Source organism: Rhizobium phaseoli (assembly GCF_010668805.1).
GTDB lineage: Bacteria > Pseudomonadota > Alphaproteobacteria > Rhizobiales > Rhizobiaceae > Rhizobium > Rhizobium phaseoli_A.
Window position 1 is genome coordinate 59,495 of the sequence record NZ_WUFT01000017.1, and the last position, 15,701, is coordinate 75,195.

Annotated in this window: 15 protein-coding genes; 7 read left to right on the forward strand and 8 right to left on the reverse strand. The window is 61.3% G+C overall.

All coding sequences use genetic code 11. The features are described 5' to 3' along the window. Nucleotide 1: 1 nt before the first annotated feature. Nucleotides 2–385, forward strand: a complete 384-nt coding sequence (locus GR197_RS23850; protein ID WP_164014010.1) for a hypothetical protein — start codon at nucleotides 2–4, stop codon at nucleotides 383–385. Nucleotides 386–387: 2 nt separating this feature from the next. Here the strand turns inward: GR197_RS23850 and GR197_RS23855 are convergent, their stop codons facing one another. Next, nucleotides 388–801, reverse strand: coding sequence for a cupin domain-containing protein (locus GR197_RS23855; RefSeq protein ID WP_164014012.1), 414 nt, complete (start codon nucleotides 799–801; stop codon nucleotides 388–390). Nucleotides 802–895: 94 nt separating this feature from the next. On the opposite strand from GR197_RS23855, the gene GR197_RS23860 reads away from it, so the two are divergent. The 4 genes from GR197_RS23860 to GR197_RS23875 all read left to right on the forward strand — a co-directional run bounded on the left by GR197_RS23860 (nucleotide 896) and on the right by GR197_RS23875 (nucleotide 5,000). After that, on the forward strand, nucleotides 896–1,681 hold the full coding sequence (locus GR197_RS23860; protein ID WP_164014014.1) for an ABC transporter ATP-binding protein: 786 nt from the start codon (nucleotides 896–898) through the stop codon (nucleotides 1,679–1,681). Between the two features lie 234 nt (nucleotides 1,682–1,915). Continuing rightward, nucleotides 1,916–2,845: an ABC transporter permease subunit gene (locus GR197_RS23865; protein ID WP_164014142.1), complete on the forward strand. Its 930-nt coding sequence runs from the start codon at nucleotides 1,916–1,918 to the stop codon at nucleotides 2,843–2,845. Further along, nucleotides 2,842–3,969, forward strand: coding sequence for an ABC transporter permease (locus tag GR197_RS23870; protein WP_164014016.1), 1,128 nt, complete (start codon nucleotides 2,842–2,844; stop codon nucleotides 3,967–3,969). Before GR197_RS23865 ends, GR197_RS23870 begins: the two co-directional genes overlap by 4 nt. A 59-nt stretch (nucleotides 3,970–4,028) precedes the next feature. Beyond that, nucleotides 4,029–5,000: an ABC transporter substrate-binding protein gene (locus GR197_RS23875; RefSeq protein ID WP_164014018.1), complete on the forward strand. Its 972-nt coding sequence runs from the start codon at nucleotides 4,029–4,031 to the stop codon at nucleotides 4,998–5,000. Here the strand turns inward: GR197_RS23875 and GR197_RS23880 are convergent. Continuing rightward, on the reverse strand, nucleotides 4,978–5,202 hold the full coding sequence (locus GR197_RS23880) for a hypothetical protein (protein WP_164014020.1): 225 nt from the start codon (nucleotides 5,200–5,202) through the stop codon (nucleotides 4,978–4,980). The two genes, GR197_RS23875 and GR197_RS23880, sit on opposite strands and share 23 nt — an antisense overlap. A gap of 194 nt (nucleotides 5,203–5,396) precedes the next feature. Here GR197_RS23880 and GR197_RS23885 point away from each other — a divergent pair, with 194 nt between their 5' ends. Beyond that, nucleotides 5,397–6,587 carry an efflux RND transporter periplasmic adaptor subunit gene (locus GR197_RS23885; protein ID WP_164014022.1) on the forward strand — a complete coding sequence of 397 codons (1,191 nt, stop codon included), beginning with the start codon at nucleotides 5,397–5,399 and terminating at the stop codon, nucleotides 6,585–6,587. A 12-nt stretch (nucleotides 6,588–6,599) separates the two neighbouring features. Then, nucleotides 6,600–9,926, forward strand: coding sequence for an efflux RND transporter permease subunit (locus tag GR197_RS23890; RefSeq protein WP_164014025.1), 3,327 nt, complete (start codon nucleotides 6,600–6,602; stop codon nucleotides 9,924–9,926). A 105-nt stretch (nucleotides 9,927–10,031) separates the two neighbouring features. Here the strand turns inward: GR197_RS23890 and ureG are convergent, their stop codons facing one another. From ureG to ureC, 6 genes are all read right to left on the reverse strand, one after another. Further along, on the reverse strand, nucleotides 10,032–10,643 hold the full coding sequence (gene ureG / locus GR197_RS23895) for an urease accessory protein UreG (protein ID WP_164014027.1): 612 nt from the start codon (nucleotides 10,641–10,643) through the stop codon (nucleotides 10,032–10,034). 90 nt (nucleotides 10,644–10,733) lie between these two features. Beyond that, nucleotides 10,734–11,405 (reverse strand): urease accessory protein UreF, encoded by a 672-nt coding sequence (locus tag GR197_RS23900; protein WP_164014029.1) that lies wholly within the window; start codon nucleotides 11,403–11,405, stop codon nucleotides 10,734–10,736. Between the two features lie 6 nt (nucleotides 11,406–11,411). Then, nucleotides 11,412–11,999, reverse strand: a complete 588-nt coding sequence (ureE, locus tag GR197_RS23905) for an urease accessory protein UreE (RefSeq protein WP_164014031.1) — start codon at nucleotides 11,997–11,999, stop codon at nucleotides 11,412–11,414. A gap of 87 nt (nucleotides 12,000–12,086) precedes the next feature. Beyond that, on the reverse strand, nucleotides 12,087–12,950 hold the full coding sequence (locus GR197_RS23910; RefSeq protein WP_164014033.1) for a GGDEF domain-containing protein: 864 nt from the start codon (nucleotides 12,948–12,950) through the stop codon (nucleotides 12,087–12,089). 330 nt (nucleotides 12,951–13,280) lie between these two features. Beyond that, nucleotides 13,281–13,952 (reverse strand): TIGR02117 family protein, encoded by a 672-nt coding sequence (locus GR197_RS23915; protein WP_164014035.1) that lies wholly within the window; start codon nucleotides 13,950–13,952, stop codon nucleotides 13,281–13,283. A gap of 33 nt (nucleotides 13,953–13,985) precedes the next feature. Beyond that, entirely contained in the window at nucleotides 13,986–15,698 is a 1,713-nt protein-coding gene (ureC, locus tag GR197_RS23920; RefSeq protein WP_164014037.1) for an urease subunit alpha, read from the reverse strand. Nucleotides 15,699–15,701: the final 3 nt, after the last annotated feature.

Genomic DNA, 15,701 nt, shown 5'->3' on the forward strand with positions numbered 1-15,701 from the left:
GATGGTGAACCGCAGCCGCCTCGCGCTCATCACTCTGGCATTTGCCGCGATAGCGACAGCCGCCGTCGCGGATGCGCTGCCGATCACGGGAAGCTACGGCAACAAGGACGGCTGCGCCTACGCCAAGTCAGGCGAGTCCACCGGCTCCGACGACTTTTTCCTGCTGACGCCGGAGGCGATTACCACATCGGCCTCCTATTGCGAATTCAAGAAGGTGCTGAAGACTGAAGGAAAATCCTTCACCGCCACAGTCTCCTGCCAGGAAGAGGGCGAGGAGAACGGCACCGATTATACGGCGAAGCTGACATCCGGCCCCAAGGGTTACACCGTCACCTTCACGGACGATGCGGCGATACACTGGGGGCCGATGCCTCTATGCAAATAAGGTTACGCTGGCACGACCCCATCCAGCTCCGGCAGAAGCACGACGCTTTCCTGTTCGTTCGGGTCGGTGCGGGCGATGATCGCCGTGCACGGCGTGCTGCTGAGGTTTGCCGGCAGGTGCGGCACGCCGGCCGGGATATAGAAAAGTTCGCCGGCATGGACGATGACGTGATGCTCGAGCTGGTCTCCGTACCAGGTGTGCGCCTCGCCGGAGAGCATGTAGATCGCCGTCTCGTGCGCCTCGTGCAGATGCGCCTTGGCGCGCACGCCGGGCGGGATCGTCAGCAGGTGCATGCAGATGCCTTTGGCGCCAACCGTCTCGGCCGCAACCCCTGCGAAGTAGCTGAGCCCCTGCTTGCCGTCATAGGCATGGTTGGGCCGAACGATGTGGCAGGTGGGCTTTGATGTCGCGTCCATTCTCTTCCTCCATGAAATGTGCCGCCGGCGGGGCCTGCGGCAATGGTAACATGCAAACCGCGTCCCCGCGGCGAAAACAAGAACGGTCGCATTGATGCAAGCACCCTCCGTTGTATCCGCCAAGGATCTCTGTCTCACCTACCAGGCGAATGACGGCCCGGTGCGGGCCCTCAGCGATGTCAATCTCGATGTCCGCAAGGGCGATTTCGTCTCTTTCATCGGCCCGTCCGGCTGCGGCAAGACCACCTTCCTGCGTGTCATCGCCGATCTCGAAAAGAGCACCTCGGGCGAGATCTCGATCAATGGCATGACGCCGGAGGAAGCCCGCAAAGCCCGCGCCTACGGCTATGTCTTCCAGGCGCCGGCGCTCTATCCCTGGCGCACCATCGAAAACAACATCGCCCTGCCGCTGGAGATCATGGGTTATTCCGGCGCCGACCGGGCAAGGCGCATCGCCGAAGCGCTCGATCTCGTCAGCCTGTCCGGCTTCGAGAAGAAATTCCCCTGGCAGCTTTCCGGCGGCATGCAGCAGCGTGCCTCGATCGCCCGCGCGCTCGCCTTCGACGCCGACCTGTTGTTGATGGACGAGCCCTTCGGCGCGCTTGATGAAATCGTCCGCGACCATTTGAACGAAGAGCTGCTGAAACTTTGGGCGCGCACCAACAAGACAATCTGCTTCGTCACCCACTCCATCCCCGAAGCGGTCTATCTCTCGACCAAGATCGTGGTGATGTCGCCGCGCCCGGGCCGCGTGACCGATGTGATCGACTCCACCCTGCCGGCCGAACGCCCGCTCGACATCCGCGACACCCCTGAATTCCTGGAGATCGCCCATCGTGTCCGCGAGGGGCTGAGGACGGGGCATAGCCATGAGGTTTAGGCGGTTGAGTTCGGGGGCTACCCCCCTCTGCCCTACCGGGCATCTCCCCCACAAGGGGGGAGATCGATATGCCGAAACGGCTTCCCCAAACAACGAAAGCCCCCTGATCCAGCGTGAGAGCAGTGGAAGCCGATGCGCCATCCTCTTGCCGATCTCCCTCCTTGTGGGGGAGATGCCCGGCAGGGCAGAGAGGGGTGGCCGCGCATTCGAAGCCCAAAAATGGAGGCAGTCGCTGTGAAACCCGACACCTTCAAAAACAAGCTCGTCCCCGTCACCACCATCCTGCTCGCTCTCGTCGCCATCTGGTATGTCGCTGCCGTCCTGATGAACGCGCCGTTTCAGCGCGACATGGACAGCCGCGCCGGCGTCACGCCGACGACCATCGAATTCATCGGCAAGACGCTGGCGCAGCCGAAGCCGATCTTGCCGGCGCCGCATCAGGTGGCGCAGAATGTCTATGAGAATACCGTCCTGCGCAGCCTTTCGAGCAACCGCAGCCTCGTCTATCACAGCTGGGTGACGCTCTCTTCCACCCTTCTCGGCTTCGGTTTCGGCATGTTGCTCGGCATCCTTCTTGCGGTGCTGATCGTGCATAACCGCGCCATGGACCGCTCGCTGATGCCCTGGCTGGTGGCGAGCCAGACCATACCGATCCTCGCTATCGCCCCGATGATCGTCATCATCTCCTACAATGTGCTGACCGGCGACAATGCGCTTGCGCATCTCTTGAACCTCGATTCCGACGCTTCCCGCCTTGTCTCCAAAGCACTGATCTCCACCTACCTCTCCTTCTTTCCCGTCGCCGTTGGCATGGTGAAGGGCTTGCGGTCACCTGAGATCATGCATCTCGACCTGATGCGCACCTATTATGCGAGCCCGATGCAAACCTTCTGGAAGTTGCGGGTTCCCGCCTCGATCCCCTTCCTGTTCACCTCGATGAAGGTCGCGATCGCCGCCAGCCTCGTCGGCGCCATCGTCGGCGAGCTGCCGACGGGCGCGGTCGCCGGCATCGGCTCCAAGCTGCTTGCCGGCTCCTATTACAGCCAGACCATCGATATCTGGGCGGCTCTGGTCGCCGGATCGTTGCTGGCCGGCATTCTGGTCGCGATTGTCGGGGTTGCAGCGAAGATCGTCGACCGCGCCATGGGCGGGAGACCAGCATGAGACATCTGACCTTCTCCTGGCAGGGCACGGTGGCCCTTCTTCTCTGCCTGGTGTCGCTGATCACCTTACCGCTTTTCGCCGAAGGCGCGGCGCACCCCTTAACCGACGGCACGGCAAGCCTTATCTTCATCATTGTCGTCGCGGCGGCCCTGCTGTCCTTTGCGCCGCAACCGCCGGCCTACCGCGCCACCGTGCTGTTCATCGGCGCGCATGGTGCCGCCTGGATGCTGCTTTCCGCACTTTCCGGCAACGAGGGCCTGGCGACACAAGCCTTCTTTCTGCTGCTCTTTTCCTGCTGGCTGCTCGCCTGGCGGTGCGTCACGGAGCTGTCGAAACTGCAGCCTGTCACCGCTTTCGGCAAATCTTCGCTCCAATTGCTGATCCCGGCGATTTTCGGCGCCTGGATCCTCATCCTTTGGGAAGCGGTCACGCGCGGCGCCGGCATCCCCTTCATCATCCTGCCGCCGCCGAGTGCCATCGGCATGCGCATCACGGCCTCCCTGCCGATCCTCGGTGCGGATGTCAGGCAGACGATCTTCAAGGCGGTGTTGATCGGCTACATCGTCGGCAACCTCAGCGGTTTTGTCGTCGCGGTGCTGGCCGACCGCATCACCTTCCTGCGCCGCGGCCTTCTGCCGATCGGCAATATGGTGTCGGCCCTGCCGATCATCGGCGTCGCCCCTGTCATGGTCATGTGGTTCGGCTTCGACTGGCCGTCGAAGGCAGCGGTTGTCATCATTATGACCTTCTTCCCGATGCTGGTGAATACCGTCGCCGGCCTTGCCGCCTCCGGCAGCATGGAGCGCGATCTGATGCGCACCTATGCCTCGAGCGACTGGCAGACGCTGCTGAAACTCAAGCTTCCGGCAGCCATGCCGTTCATTTTCAACGCACTGAAGATCAACTCGACGCTGGCGCTGATTGGTGCCATCGTTGCGGAATTCTTCGGAACGCCGATCGTCGGCATGGGCTTCCGCATCTCCACCGAGATCGGCCGCATGAATGTCGACATGGTCTGGGCGGAAATCGCCGTCGCGGCGCTGGCCGGCTCGATCTTTTATGGCATCATCGCCCTGACCGAACGGGCGGTGACGTTCTGGCATCCGTCTATCCGTGGTGGCTAGGCGCGCACGGGCTTCGCAAATGGGGTTCGGGCATAACTTCAGAGGGTAAGGATAAGAAAATGAAAAAGTTGATGGTTGCAATGATGGCGAGCGCGATGACGCTTGCCGCTGCCCAGGCGATGGCCGCCGACAAGGTGGTGCTGCAGCTGAAATGGGTCACGCAGAGCCAGTTCGGCGGCTATTACGTCGCCAAGGACAAGGGCTTCTATAAGGAAGAAGGCCTCGACGTCGATATCAAGCCGGGCGGTCCCGATATCGCCCCGGAGCAGGTGATCGCCGGCGGCGGCGCCGATGTCATCGTCGACTGGATGGGCGGCGCGCTGGTTGCCCGCGAAAAGGGCGTTCCGCTCGTCAACATCGCCCAGCCCTATCAGAAGGCCGGCCTGGAAATGGTCTGCCGCAAGGATGGCCCGATCAAGACCGAAGCCGACTTCAAGGGCCACACGCTCGGCGTCTGGTTCTTCGGCAACGAATATCCCTTCTTCGCCTGGATGAACAAGCTCGGCCTGTCCACAGAAGGCGGCGCCAATGGCGTCACCGTGCTGAAGCAAAGCTTCGACGTGCAGCCGCTGGTTCAGAAACAGGCCGACTGCATCTCCGTCATGACCTATAATGAATACTGGCAGGCGATCGATGCAGGCTTCAAGCCCGAAGAACTGACGGTCTTCAATTATACCGAGATGGGCAACGACCTTCTCGAAGACGGTCTCTATGCAATGGAAGACAAGTTGAAGGATCCGACCTTCAAGGAAAAAATGGTCAAGTTCGTCCGCGCCTCGATGAAGGGCTGGAAATATGCGACCGAAAACCCCGACGAAGCCGCCGGGATCGTCATGGACAATGGCGGCCAGGACGAGAACCATCAGAAGCGCATGATGGGCGAAGTCGCCAAGCTGGTCGGCGACAGCTCCGGCAAGCTGGACGAGGCGCTCTATGCCCGCACCGCAAAGGCGCTGCTCGACCAGAAGATCATCAGCAAGGAGCCCGCGGGCGCCTGGACGCACGACATCACCGACGCCGCTTCCAAGTAATCGCGGCAAGCAATGCAAAGCGAAACGCGCGGGGATATCTCCGCGCGTTTCTTTTTTCGGCACCGATGAAAAAAACGCCTTGCAACTGTCGCATTTGTCCGGCGTCAAACGTCATAGGGGAAGGTGCAGGATCAATCATCGTCATGTTCACATAACCCTGCAGTGATTGATTCAGGTTCCGATGGTAACTATCATCGCTCATGGGGAATTGTTTTCTGCCGGGCTTGCATATCGAGCAAATCGATACCAATTTAAAGCCGATTTGCCGGCGAGGGACGAAGGCGGCAATGATGTGTGGATACCCCTGAGAATGCAGGAAAGGCAGTGGCCTGGTCGCGAGCTGAGTGGCAGACGCGCGAGTTCGGCTAAGCTTGTTACAAGATTGGACGAAGACGCATGGCACGCAAGCCGATTGGAATTCTAGGCGCCGCTACCCTTTTTGCTGCGGCTGTCGCTGCATCCACGGCATTTTCGCAGGAAACGCCGGTCGCAAAACCGCAGCAGAACCTGCCGGCGATCGTCGTCACCAAAGCGACAAACCGGACGCTCGTCGACCGTGTCATCGGCACGGGAACGATCAAGCCGGTCGAGGAAGTTTATATTCAGCCGCAGGTCGAAGGCCTGTCGATCCGCACGCTGAAAGCCGATATCGGCGACAAGGTTCAGGCGGAAAGCACCCTGGCAACGCTCAACGATGACGCGCTGGTCCTGGCAAAGAGCCAGATGATGGCGACGAAAGCCAAGGGTGAGGCAAGCCTTGCCCAGCTGCGCGCCCAGCTCATCGAGGCGCAGGCCAATGCCGAACAGGCCAGGCAGCAGCAGGCCCGCGCCCAGGAAATGGTCAAGAAGGGCACGGTTTCCACCGCCCAGGTCGAGCAGGCCGATGCCGCCGCCGCCGCCGCCAATGCCCGCGTCGTCTCCGCCGAACAGGCGATCGAGGTCGCCGAAGCCGATCTCAAGGTGTTCGACAGCCAGATCGCCGATGCGGATTTGAAGCTGGCGCGCACCGATGTGAAGACACCGGTGGCCGGTACGGTCTCGGCGAAAAACGCCAAGGTCGGCGCCATTGCGGCCGGCAACGGCGACCCGCTGTTCACCATCATCCGCGACGGCGATGTCGAGCTTGTCGCCGAGGTCGCCGAAAGCGATATCGTCAAGATCGTGGCCGGCCAGAAGGCGGCGATTTCGCTCTCCGGCAGCCGTGAGAAGCTTTCCGGCGCCGTGCGCCTGGTTTCGCCGACCGTTGATCCGGTCACCCGCCTCGGCCTCGTCCATATCTCCATCGACGATGACAGCAAGGCGCGTTCCGGTATGTATGGCAGCGCCGAGATCATTGTTCGCGAGACAGAGGGCGTATCGCTTCCCCTGACCGCCGTGCTCACCGGCAACGAAGGCTCGTCGGCCCGCAAGGTGGAGGATGGCGTGGTGAAATTCGCCAAGGTCGAGACCGGCATCCAGGACGGTGCCTATGTCGAGATCGTCGATGGATTGAAGACCGGCGACGAGGTCGTGGCCAAGGCGGGCGCTTATGTCCGTGACGGCGACCACATCACTCCGGTGCGTGAACAGCCCCCGGCTTCCAACTAAAGAGACCATCCGATGAATTTTTCAGCCTGGTCCATTCGAAATCCCATCGCGCCGCTCCTGGCCTTCTGCCTGCTGGTTTTCATCGGCATGCAGTCCTTCAATGCGCTGCCGATCACGCGCTTTCCGAACATCGACGTTCCCCTTGTTTCGATCAATGTGACGCAGAGCGGCGCTTCGCCGGCCGAGCTCGAAATGCAGGTGACGAAGGAGATCGAAGACGCGGTCGCCTCCATCACCGGCATCGATGAAATCCAGTCGACGGTGACCGATGGCAGCTCGCAGACCGTCGTGATGTTCCGGATGGAAGTGCCGACGGAACAGGCGGTGCAGGACACCAAGGATGCGATCGACCGCATCCGCAGCGATCTGCCGGCGACGGCCGAAACACCGATCGTTTCCAAGGTCGATGTCGAAGGCCAGGCGATCCAGACCTTCGCCGTTTCCTCGCCTGACATGTCGCTGGAAGAACTCTCCTGGTTCGTCGACGATAGCGTCAAGCGATCGCTGCAGGGACAGGCCGGCATCGGCCGCGTCGACCGTTACGGCGGCGCAGAGCGCGAAGTGCGCATCGAACTTACCCCCGGCAAGCTCGATGCCTATGGCATCACCGCCGCAAGCGTGAACCAGCAGCTACGCGGCACCAACATCGATCTCGGCTCCGGCCGCGGCCAGGTGGCCGGCAGCGAACAGGCTATCCGTGTTCTGGGCGACGCCCGTAACGTCGCCGAACTCGCGGACACCACGATTGCGCTGCCGAACGGCCGCTTCGTCAAACTGTCCGACCTCGGCGTCATCAAAGACACCTATGAAGAGCCGAAATCCTTCTCGCGTTTTGATGCCACGCCAGTTGTGACCTTCGGCGTCTTCCGCTCGAAGGGCGCCAGCGAAGTCAGCGTCGCCGAAACCGTAGCGCAGAGCCTCGACAAGGTCCGGACCGAAAACCCGAACGTGAAGATCGAACTGATCGACGATTCGGTTTATTTCACCTACGGCAACTACGAAGCCGCCATCCATACGCTGCTCGAAGGCGCACTGCTCGCCGTCATCGTCGTCTTCCTGTTCCTGAGGAACTGGCGTGCGACGTTGATTTCGGCGATCGCCCTCCCGCTGTCTGCGATCCCGACCTTCTGGATCATGGACATGATGGGCTTCTCGCTGAACCTCGTCAGCTTCCTCGCGTTGACGCTGGCGACCGGCATCCTCGTCGACGACGCGATCGTCGAAATCGAAAACATCGCCCGCCACATCAAGATGGGCAAGACGCCTTATCGGGCGGCGATCGAAGCGGCTGATGAAATTGGCCTTGCCGTCATCGCTACCACCTTCACCATCATCGCCGTCTTCGTGCCGGTTTCCTTCATGCCGGGCATTCCGGGCCAGTACTTCATCCAATTCGGCCTGACCGTCGCCTTCTCGGTGTTCTTCTCTTTGATGGTGGCGCGCCTCATCACCCCGATGATGGCCGCCTATCTCATGCGCGCCGAAGACGGCGTTGACGATCATCACGACAATGACAGCCTGCTGATGCGTGGATACACACGCCTGATACGCGGCACGACCGGGCGCTGGTACACGCGTTACGCAACGCTGCTGGTCGCGTTCGGCTTCCTGGCCGGCTCCGTTTTGCTGCTCATGCAGGTGCCCGGCAGCTTTCTGCCACCGGAAGATGCCTCGCGCATCGTTCTCTCCGTCGAACTGCCGCCCAATGCACGCCTTGACGATACCGAGAAGACGACGGATGCGATCTATGACAGGGTCAAGGATATCAACGGCGTCGAAAGCGTCTTCGTTCTCGGCGGCGCATCGCCGAAGGGCGATCTCGAACTGCGCCGTGCGACCATCACGCTCGCGCTTGATAAGCTCGACCAATCGCTGATCAAGAAGATGGTCAATGACGGGCTCGGCCGCATCCCCCTCATCGGTCCGATGCTGCCGAAGGTGGAAGTCCACGGCCGTGAACGTCCGCAATGGGATATCGAAAAGGAAGTCTTCGCCAAGCTGCGCGACATTCCCGACGTTCGTATCCTGAAACTCAACGACCGCGGCGAACGCGACCTCGCCTTTAACTTCCTCTCCAAGAACGAGACGGACCTGAACAACGCGGTCGGCATCCTGGAATCCAAGCTCCGCGCCGATCCGCTGCTTGCCAATGTCAGCGCCGACGGCGCCCTGCCCCGTCCGGAACTGCAGGTTTATCCGCGCAAGGACGAGGCCGCACGCCTCGGCATCACGCCGCAGCAGATCTCCGAAACGATCCGTGTCGCCACAATCGGCGATGTCGATGCGGCTCTTGCCAAGATCTCGCTCGACGATCGCCAGATTCCGATCCGGGTCCAGGCGGCGATTGACATGCGCCGTGATCTCTCGGCGATCCGCGCATTGAAGATCCAGACCGCCAGCGGCGGCACCGTTCCGCTCTCAAGCGTCGCCGATATCGATTACTCGGAAGGCGTAAGCTCGATCAAGCGCAACAACCGTTACCGCGTCGTTTCGATCGGCTCCGACCTGCCGCAGGGCGTAGCACTCGACACGGCTTCGGCCCGCTTCCGCGAGATCGTAAAATCAGCCAATATCCCGGCCACTGTGCATCTTGCCGAAAGCGGCGACACCAAGGTGCAGAGCGAGATGCAGCAGAGCTTCGTCAACGCCATGTTGATGGGCCTCCTGCTGGTGCTGACAGTGCTGATCCTGCTCTTCAAGGACGTGATCCAGCCCTTCACCATCCTGCTCTCGCTGCCGCTCGCCATCGGCGGTGTGGCGGCGGCACTGATCATCACCAGCAACCCGCTGTCGATGCCGGTCATGATCGGCATCCTGATGCTGATGGGTGTCGTCACCAAGAACGCCATCCTGCTCGTCGATTTCGCGATCGAGATGCGCCACCAGGGCATGGCCCGCGTCGAGGCGATGGTCGAAGCCGGCCGCAAACGCGCCCGGCCGATCATCATGACCTCGATCGCCATGTCGGCCGGCATGCTGCCTTCCGCGCTCGGCGTCGGCGAAGGCGGCTCGTTCCGCGCACCGATGGCGATCGCGGTGATCGGCGGCATCATCGTCTCGACGGTGCTCTCGCTCGTTGTCGTGCCGTCCTTCTTCCTGATCATGGACGATCTGTCCCGCCTGCTCGGCTGGATGTTCGGCCGCCTGGTCGGCAGGAAGGATAATGAGGAGCTGCCGCTGTCGCGCGAGGATCTGACCCGCGTCACCCTCGAGAACCGCAGCGAGATCGACTCGCTGGAGGAGCGGCTGACCGCGATCGAAAAGCCGGAAAGCAAGCGCAAGAATGCCAACGGCAAAGATACCAACGTGCTGCGCCTGCCGCCTTTCGCAGCGGAATGAGCAAAACGCAGAACATGAAACGGGCCGGGAGCGCTCTCCCGGCTCGTTTCATTTTGCCGTTTCGCCGCTATCAGCGACGTCGATCTTTTCCGCCAGATCTGATCGTCAGAGCCCGCCCTGCTCTCTGAGGAAGCTGACGATCGAGCTGAGGCCGTCGCCGCGTTTCATGTCGGAGAAGACGAAGGGGCGGCTTGCGCGCATGCGCGTGGCATCCCGATCCATCACCTCGAGATCGGCGCCGACATAGGGCGCCAGATCCTTCTTGTTGATCACGAGCAGGTCCGAGCGGGTGATGCCGGGGCCGCCCTTGCGCGGGATCTCCTCACCTTGGCAGACGGAGATGACATAGATGGTGATATCGGCAAGATCGGGCGAAAAGGTTGCCGCCAGATTGTCGCCGCCTGATTCGATGAAGACGACGTCGAGATCGGGAATTCGCTGGTTGAGGCCGGCGATCGCCTGGAGATTGATCGTCGCGTCCTCGCGAATGGCGGTATGCGGGCAGCCACCGGTCTCGACGCCGACGATGCGGTCCGAAGTCAGTGCCTGCATGCGCACCAGCGCCTCGGCATCCTCGGTCGTGTAAATGTCGTTGGTGACAACCGCGACGGAATAGTCGTCGCGCATCGCCTTGCAGAGCTTTTCGGTCAGCGCCGTCTTGCCCGAGCCGACCGGCCCGCCGATGCCGACGCGCAGAGGTCCATTTCTTGATTTCATGTGTCTTACTCCAATCGAACCCCGATGATAGCGACGCTGCCATCGCACGCCACCGTCAAATGACGCAGTCGCAGTGATAATTTCGTATGATCACGAGCGGAACAGCCGCGTCGCCTGGGTCTCGTGGCGCAGGCTGGCAATGTCGGCCTGCACCGTTGCCGAGCCCAGATCGTCAGGCGTGGAGGCTGCCGCCCGCCGGGCGACTTCCACAATATGCTCTTCAAGGCCGGCAAGCACGGCAACACCGTCCTTCTGACCGGCGACGCCGAGGCGGATGCCTGAGGAAACCGCTTGCGAGGCATAGGCATGCAGGAAGGCGGCAAGCGCCTTCTCCGGCTCTATGCCGTGCGCACCTGTCAACACCCCGACCGCAACGGGATAAGCGACCTTGTCGGGCAACCTGTCGAACACGCCGTCCGGCCAGGCCCGTGCCGCCGCCAGGAACGCCTCGCCAAGCAGCATGGTTTCCTGATGGCGCTCACGCGATCCGGCAAGTGCGGCGGCGAGTGCGGCGATCTCGGCAAGGTGCGCGGGTTCTCCCTGACACCTGTGGCTTTCGGCCAGCAGCACCGCATCGTTCCAGACCGAACCATGGCCGATCAGCGTGCCGATCCAGGCCGCAAGCGAGGCCGCATCCGTGACCAGCCCGTCGGCCACCGCCCGCTCCAGCCCGCCCGAATAGGCAAAGCTGCCAATCGGAAAAGCCGGCGAGAGCCATGCCGTCAGGCGCAGCAATGCGTGCAGCTCACGATCCCTGCTCATCCAGCCTCAGTCGTGCTTGTGGCCGTGAGGTCCGTGATCATGGTCATGACCATGGTCGTGGCGGTGCTCATGCTCATGCTCGTAGCCATGTTCGTGATCGTGGTCATGACCCTGGTTAGGATTGTGCCCGTGATCATGATCGTGCTCATGCGAATGGCCGCCATGGGAATGATAGGCTCCCCGCGCCGGCTGGAACGGCTCATCGATATCGAGGACGGTCGCGCCAAGTCCCTGCAGCATGGCGCGGATGACATGATCGCGCAGGATGACGATGCGGTCTTCTTCGATCTGGGCTGCGAGATGACGGTTGCCGAGATGCCAGGCAAGCTCGACCAGGTGCACGCGGTCGCGTCCGCGGATTTCGAAGAGCTTCTCATCAGCCGCGAGAATCTCGATCAGTTCGCCGTCGTCGCGCACCAGCAGGTCGCCATTGGCGAAAAGCACCGGGTCCTTGAGATCGAGCATGACCATCTCGCCATTTTCCAGATGCAGCAGCTTCCGGCGCAGATGGCGCAGATCGTGCGGCAGCTTGACCTGGGCGGTCGGATGGGAGGACGGGGTTCCGGCGGGGAGATAGGAGATAACGCGCTGCATGATATGTCCGTTTTGCTGAGACGACGACCATGCAAAATAGCCTTTCCCGATGCAAGCACCAATGGCCTTTGTGCGCGCGTCGGGCTTTTATATTCCGTAAGCCTGCATCACGTTGTCGCTCTCGGTTCCCCTGCCTTCGGCATCGGGGCTATTGTCGACGAGCCCGTGCCATGCATGATGCAAGCCTTCCCGCTCGTGTACGACGCGATTACGCCCGAGCGCCTTGGCGAGATAGAGCGCCCGGTCAGCCGAAGCGTAGACCGCCTGCTTGTTGCGCCCGGCTGCGAGGTCGGCAACACCGCCGGAAACGGTGATGCGGATATCGTGCCCCTCGGCCGCGATGGCGCCGCTTGCGATCCGGACTCGGACACCTTCGATGCGTTCCATCCGTGCCTCCAGCGGCTCGCCGGAGACGATAACGCCGAACTCCTCCCCACCCAACCGTGCGACGACGGACATCTCATCGAAGGCGGATATGAGCATCGCCGAGACCGCGGTGATGACGGCATCGCCGCAGGCATGGCCGAAGCGATCGTTGATCGCCTTGAAGCGGTCGACGTCGAAAACAACAAGCGAGGCGTTGCCCTCGGTGTTTTCAAGCGCCTCTGTGAAAGCCCGCCGGTTCAATAATCCGGAGAGCGTGTCCGTTCGGCTGAGTTTTTCGAACTCCGCCCGCGACAGCGTCAGCTCATGCAGGGCAAAACCGGCGGCCAGCGACAGCATGCCGGAAACCATCCCGCCGACGAGCCAGGAAAAAATCGCTCCGAAGCCGACCGCGTGCGCGCTTGTCATCGGTAGCAGTCCGAAAAAGCCGAGCGGCGGGATCGCCAGCGAAATGACAACGCCGGAGAGAATGACTGCAAAAAAGCTCATCTTCAAAGCAAAAAGATAGACATTCCTGCGATGTTGAAAATTGCCGAAATCGGCCTGCAGCGACATCCAGTTTCTCATGAGAATCGACCTTCCTGCCCGGCGTTTCAAGACATTGATAAGAGCCGAATTGCTGCGGGTGTCTTAATCGACTCGTTAAAATTCGAACGGTTTCGGACGATTAGGTGGACAGATTTTTTCTAGCAGGAGATGCAGCCTTCCAATCCCGGTATCGGACAGCGCGAAGAGACAGTTAGGCGATTGATCTAAAACAACTTTACGAGATCCGGGGATGGGGCTGTTTCACAATGAACTATTTGGGGAAAACACCGGTTTCTACTGCGATTTTTACAACCAAATGGAGAGTTCCATTCACAATTCTTTTCAAGAGCCGAACGGCCATCGGCTGGATCAATTGTAGACAGCGAGAGACAAACGTAATGATTGCGGTAGCGGGTTCCATAAGCCGGTCCTGAGCCCCGCCGAGCGGAGCGCGGCAGCCGTCCACGTGTTGCAGCCGACGAGAGCGTTGAAATATCCCTTGGCCTCGAAGAACCGGTCGATTTCGCCGTAACCTGCATCCGGGATCGGCACCACCGAGCCCGTGTCGCGAACGAAGCTGTCTGAGATAAAATTGCGCAACCGCACCAATTGTTCGTCACTGACATCGAATGCCGCAAAGCTTGGCTGCGGCTCGGTGATATGACCGGCAAGGTCCACATGCAGCACCGAACGGTCAATCGTCAGCGCCCGCAACACCGGCAACGGCTTCAGCTCGGCCCAGGTCGGGGTTTCCAGATAGAAGGCCCGGCCGCCCCAGCCGACAATCAGCCATTCCGCATCCGGATGGCCGAGCGGAAAACCGTCATCGACGAGAAAGGAAAAGGCATCCCGCGTCTCCTCGTCGAGCGGAATGGCAATATCGGTGTGGATCGGTCCGGACAGCAGGAGAATCCGATGCGTCGCCGCCGCAGACGACGCCTTGACCGGAGCAATCAGCGGCCGGGGAATGAAGGTTCCGCAACCCACCAAAAGCACAAGCAGGAATACGATCCGTAAAAGCCAGCGAATGCCTGTTCTCATCGGAACTGTCCGGGACGCACGGAGCGAGCCGGCCTAAAACAGGAAATAGCGCTGCGTCATCGGCAGCACGGTCGCCGGCTCGCAGGTCAGCAATTCGCCGTTTGCCCTGACCTCATAGGTCTCCGGATCGACCTCGATCTCGGGTGTCAAATCGTTATGGATCATCGATGCCTTGGAGATGCCGCCGCGCGTATTTTTCACCGCGACCAGTTGCTTGGCGACACCGAGCCGGCCCTTCAAGCCACCGTCGAGCGAGGCTTGGCTGACGAAGGTGACGGAGGAATTGGTGAGGCTCTTGCCGTAGGAGGCAAACATCGGCCGGTAGTGCACCGGCTGCGGCGTCGGGATCGAGGCGTTCGGATCGCCCATCGGTGCTGCCGCAATCGAGCCGCCGAGCAGCACCATGTCAGGCTTCACGCCGAAGAAGGCCGGATTCCAGAGCACCAGGTCGGCACGCTTGCCGACTTCGACAGAGCCGATTTCATGGCTGAGGCCATGGGCGATCGCCGGGTTGATCGTATATTTGGCGATATAGCGGCGGACGCGGAAATTGTCGTTATCGCCCTTTTCCTCCTTCAGCCGGCCGCGCTGCCGCTTCATTTTGTCGGCCGTCTGCCAGGTCCGGATCGCCACCTCGCCGACGCGGCCCATGGCCTGGCTGTCGGACGAGATGATCGAGAAGGCGCCGATATCGTGCAGGATATCCTCGGCAGCGATCGTCTCCTTGCGGATGCGGCTTTCTGCAAAGGCGATATCCTCGGGGATCGACGGCGACAGGTGATGGCAAACCATCAGCATGTCGAGATGTTCGGCGATGGTATTGACCGTATAGGGTCGGGTCGGATTGGTAGACGACGGAATGACATTCGGCTGACCACAGATCTTGATGATGTCAGGCGCGTGCCCACCGCCCGCCCCTTCCGTGTGGAAAGCGTGGATGGTGCGGCCCTTGATGGCGCCGATCGTATCTTCGACAAAGCCGCTTTCGTTCAGCGTATCGGTGTGGATCATCACTTGAACGTCATATTCGTCGGCGACCGACAGGCAGCAATCGATGGCGCCCGGCGTCGTGCCCCAATCCTCGTGCAGCTTCAACGAGGTGGCGCCGGCCAGCACCATCTCGGTCAGCGCTCCCGGCAACGAGGCATTGCCCTTGCCGGCAAAGGCGAGGTTCATCGGGAAGGCGTCGGCCGCTTCGATCATGCGCGCCAGATGCCATGGACCGGGCGTGCAAGTGGTGGCGAGCGTGCCGTGCGCCGGCCCCGTGCCGCCGCCGAGCATGCAGGTCATGCCTGACATCAGCGCTTCCTCGATCTGCTGCGGCGCGATGAAGTGGATATGGCTGTCCATGCCACCAGCAGTGACGATCTTGCCTTCGGCGGCGATCGCCTCCGTGCCCGGACCGACGATGATATTGACGCCAGGCTGCATATCCGGATTGCCCGCCTTGCCGATCGCAACGATGCGCCCGTCCTTAAGCCCGATATCGGCCTTGTAGACGCCGGAGTGATCGACGATCACCGCATTGGTGATGACGGTATCGACCGCACCATCCGCCCGCGTCACCTGGCTCTGGCCCATGCCGTCACGAATGACCTTGCCGCCGCCGAACTTCACCTCCTCGCCATAGGTGGTGAAATCCTTCTCGATCTCGATGAAGAGTTCCGTATCCGCAAGGCGCACCTTGTCCCCGGTGGTCGGTCCGAACATGCCGGCATAGGCGGCGCGCGAGATCTTGTAGGGCATCCA

Excerpts from the sequence above, each read along its gene's own strand:
- GR197_RS23855 (WP_164014012.1), bottom strand. The coding sequence starts at position 801 with ATGGACGCGACATCAAAGCCCACCTGCCACATCGTTCGGCCCAACCAT.
- GR197_RS23880 (WP_164014020.1), bottom strand. The coding sequence starts at position 5,202 with ATGAGCGATGATAGTTACCATCGGAACCTGAATCAATCACTGCAGGGT.
- ureE (WP_164014031.1), bottom strand. The coding sequence starts at position 11,999 with ATGCAGCGCGTTATCTCCTATCTCCCCGCCGGAACCCCGTCCTCCCAT.
- GR197_RS23860 (WP_164014014.1), top strand. The coding sequence starts at position 896 with ATGCAAGCACCCTCCGTTGTATCCGCCAAGGATCTCTGTCTCACCTAC.
- ureC (WP_164014037.1), bottom strand. The coding sequence starts at position 15,698 with ATGCCCTACAAGATCTCGCGCGCCGCCTATGCCGGCATGTTCGGACCG.
- ureG (WP_164014027.1), bottom strand. The coding sequence starts at position 10,643 with ATGAAATCAAGAAATGGACCTCTGCGCGTCGGCATCGGCGGGCCGGTC.
- GR197_RS23910 (WP_164014033.1), bottom strand. The coding sequence starts at position 12,950 with ATGAGAAACTGGATGTCGCTGCAGGCCGATTTCGGCAATTTTCAACAT.
- GR197_RS23890 (WP_164014025.1), top strand. The coding sequence starts at position 6,600 with ATGAATTTTTCAGCCTGGTCCATTCGAAATCCCATCGCGCCGCTCCTG.
- GR197_RS23875 (WP_164014018.1), top strand. The coding sequence starts at position 4,029 with ATGAAAAAGTTGATGGTTGCAATGATGGCGAGCGCGATGACGCTTGCC.
- GR197_RS23850 (WP_164014010.1), top strand. The coding sequence starts at position 2 with ATGGTGAACCGCAGCCGCCTCGCGCTCATCACTCTGGCATTTGCCGCG.
- GR197_RS23915 (WP_164014035.1), bottom strand. The coding sequence starts at position 13,952 with ATGAGAACAGGCATTCGCTGGCTTTTACGGATCGTATTCCTGCTTGTG.
- GR197_RS23900 (WP_164014029.1), bottom strand. The coding sequence starts at position 11,405 with ATGAGCAGGGATCGTGAGCTGCACGCATTGCTGCGCCTGACGGCATGG.
- GR197_RS23870 (WP_164014016.1), top strand. The coding sequence starts at position 2,842 with ATGAGACATCTGACCTTCTCCTGGCAGGGCACGGTGGCCCTTCTTCTC.
- GR197_RS23885 (WP_164014022.1), top strand. The coding sequence starts at position 5,397 with ATGGCACGCAAGCCGATTGGAATTCTAGGCGCCGCTACCCTTTTTGCT.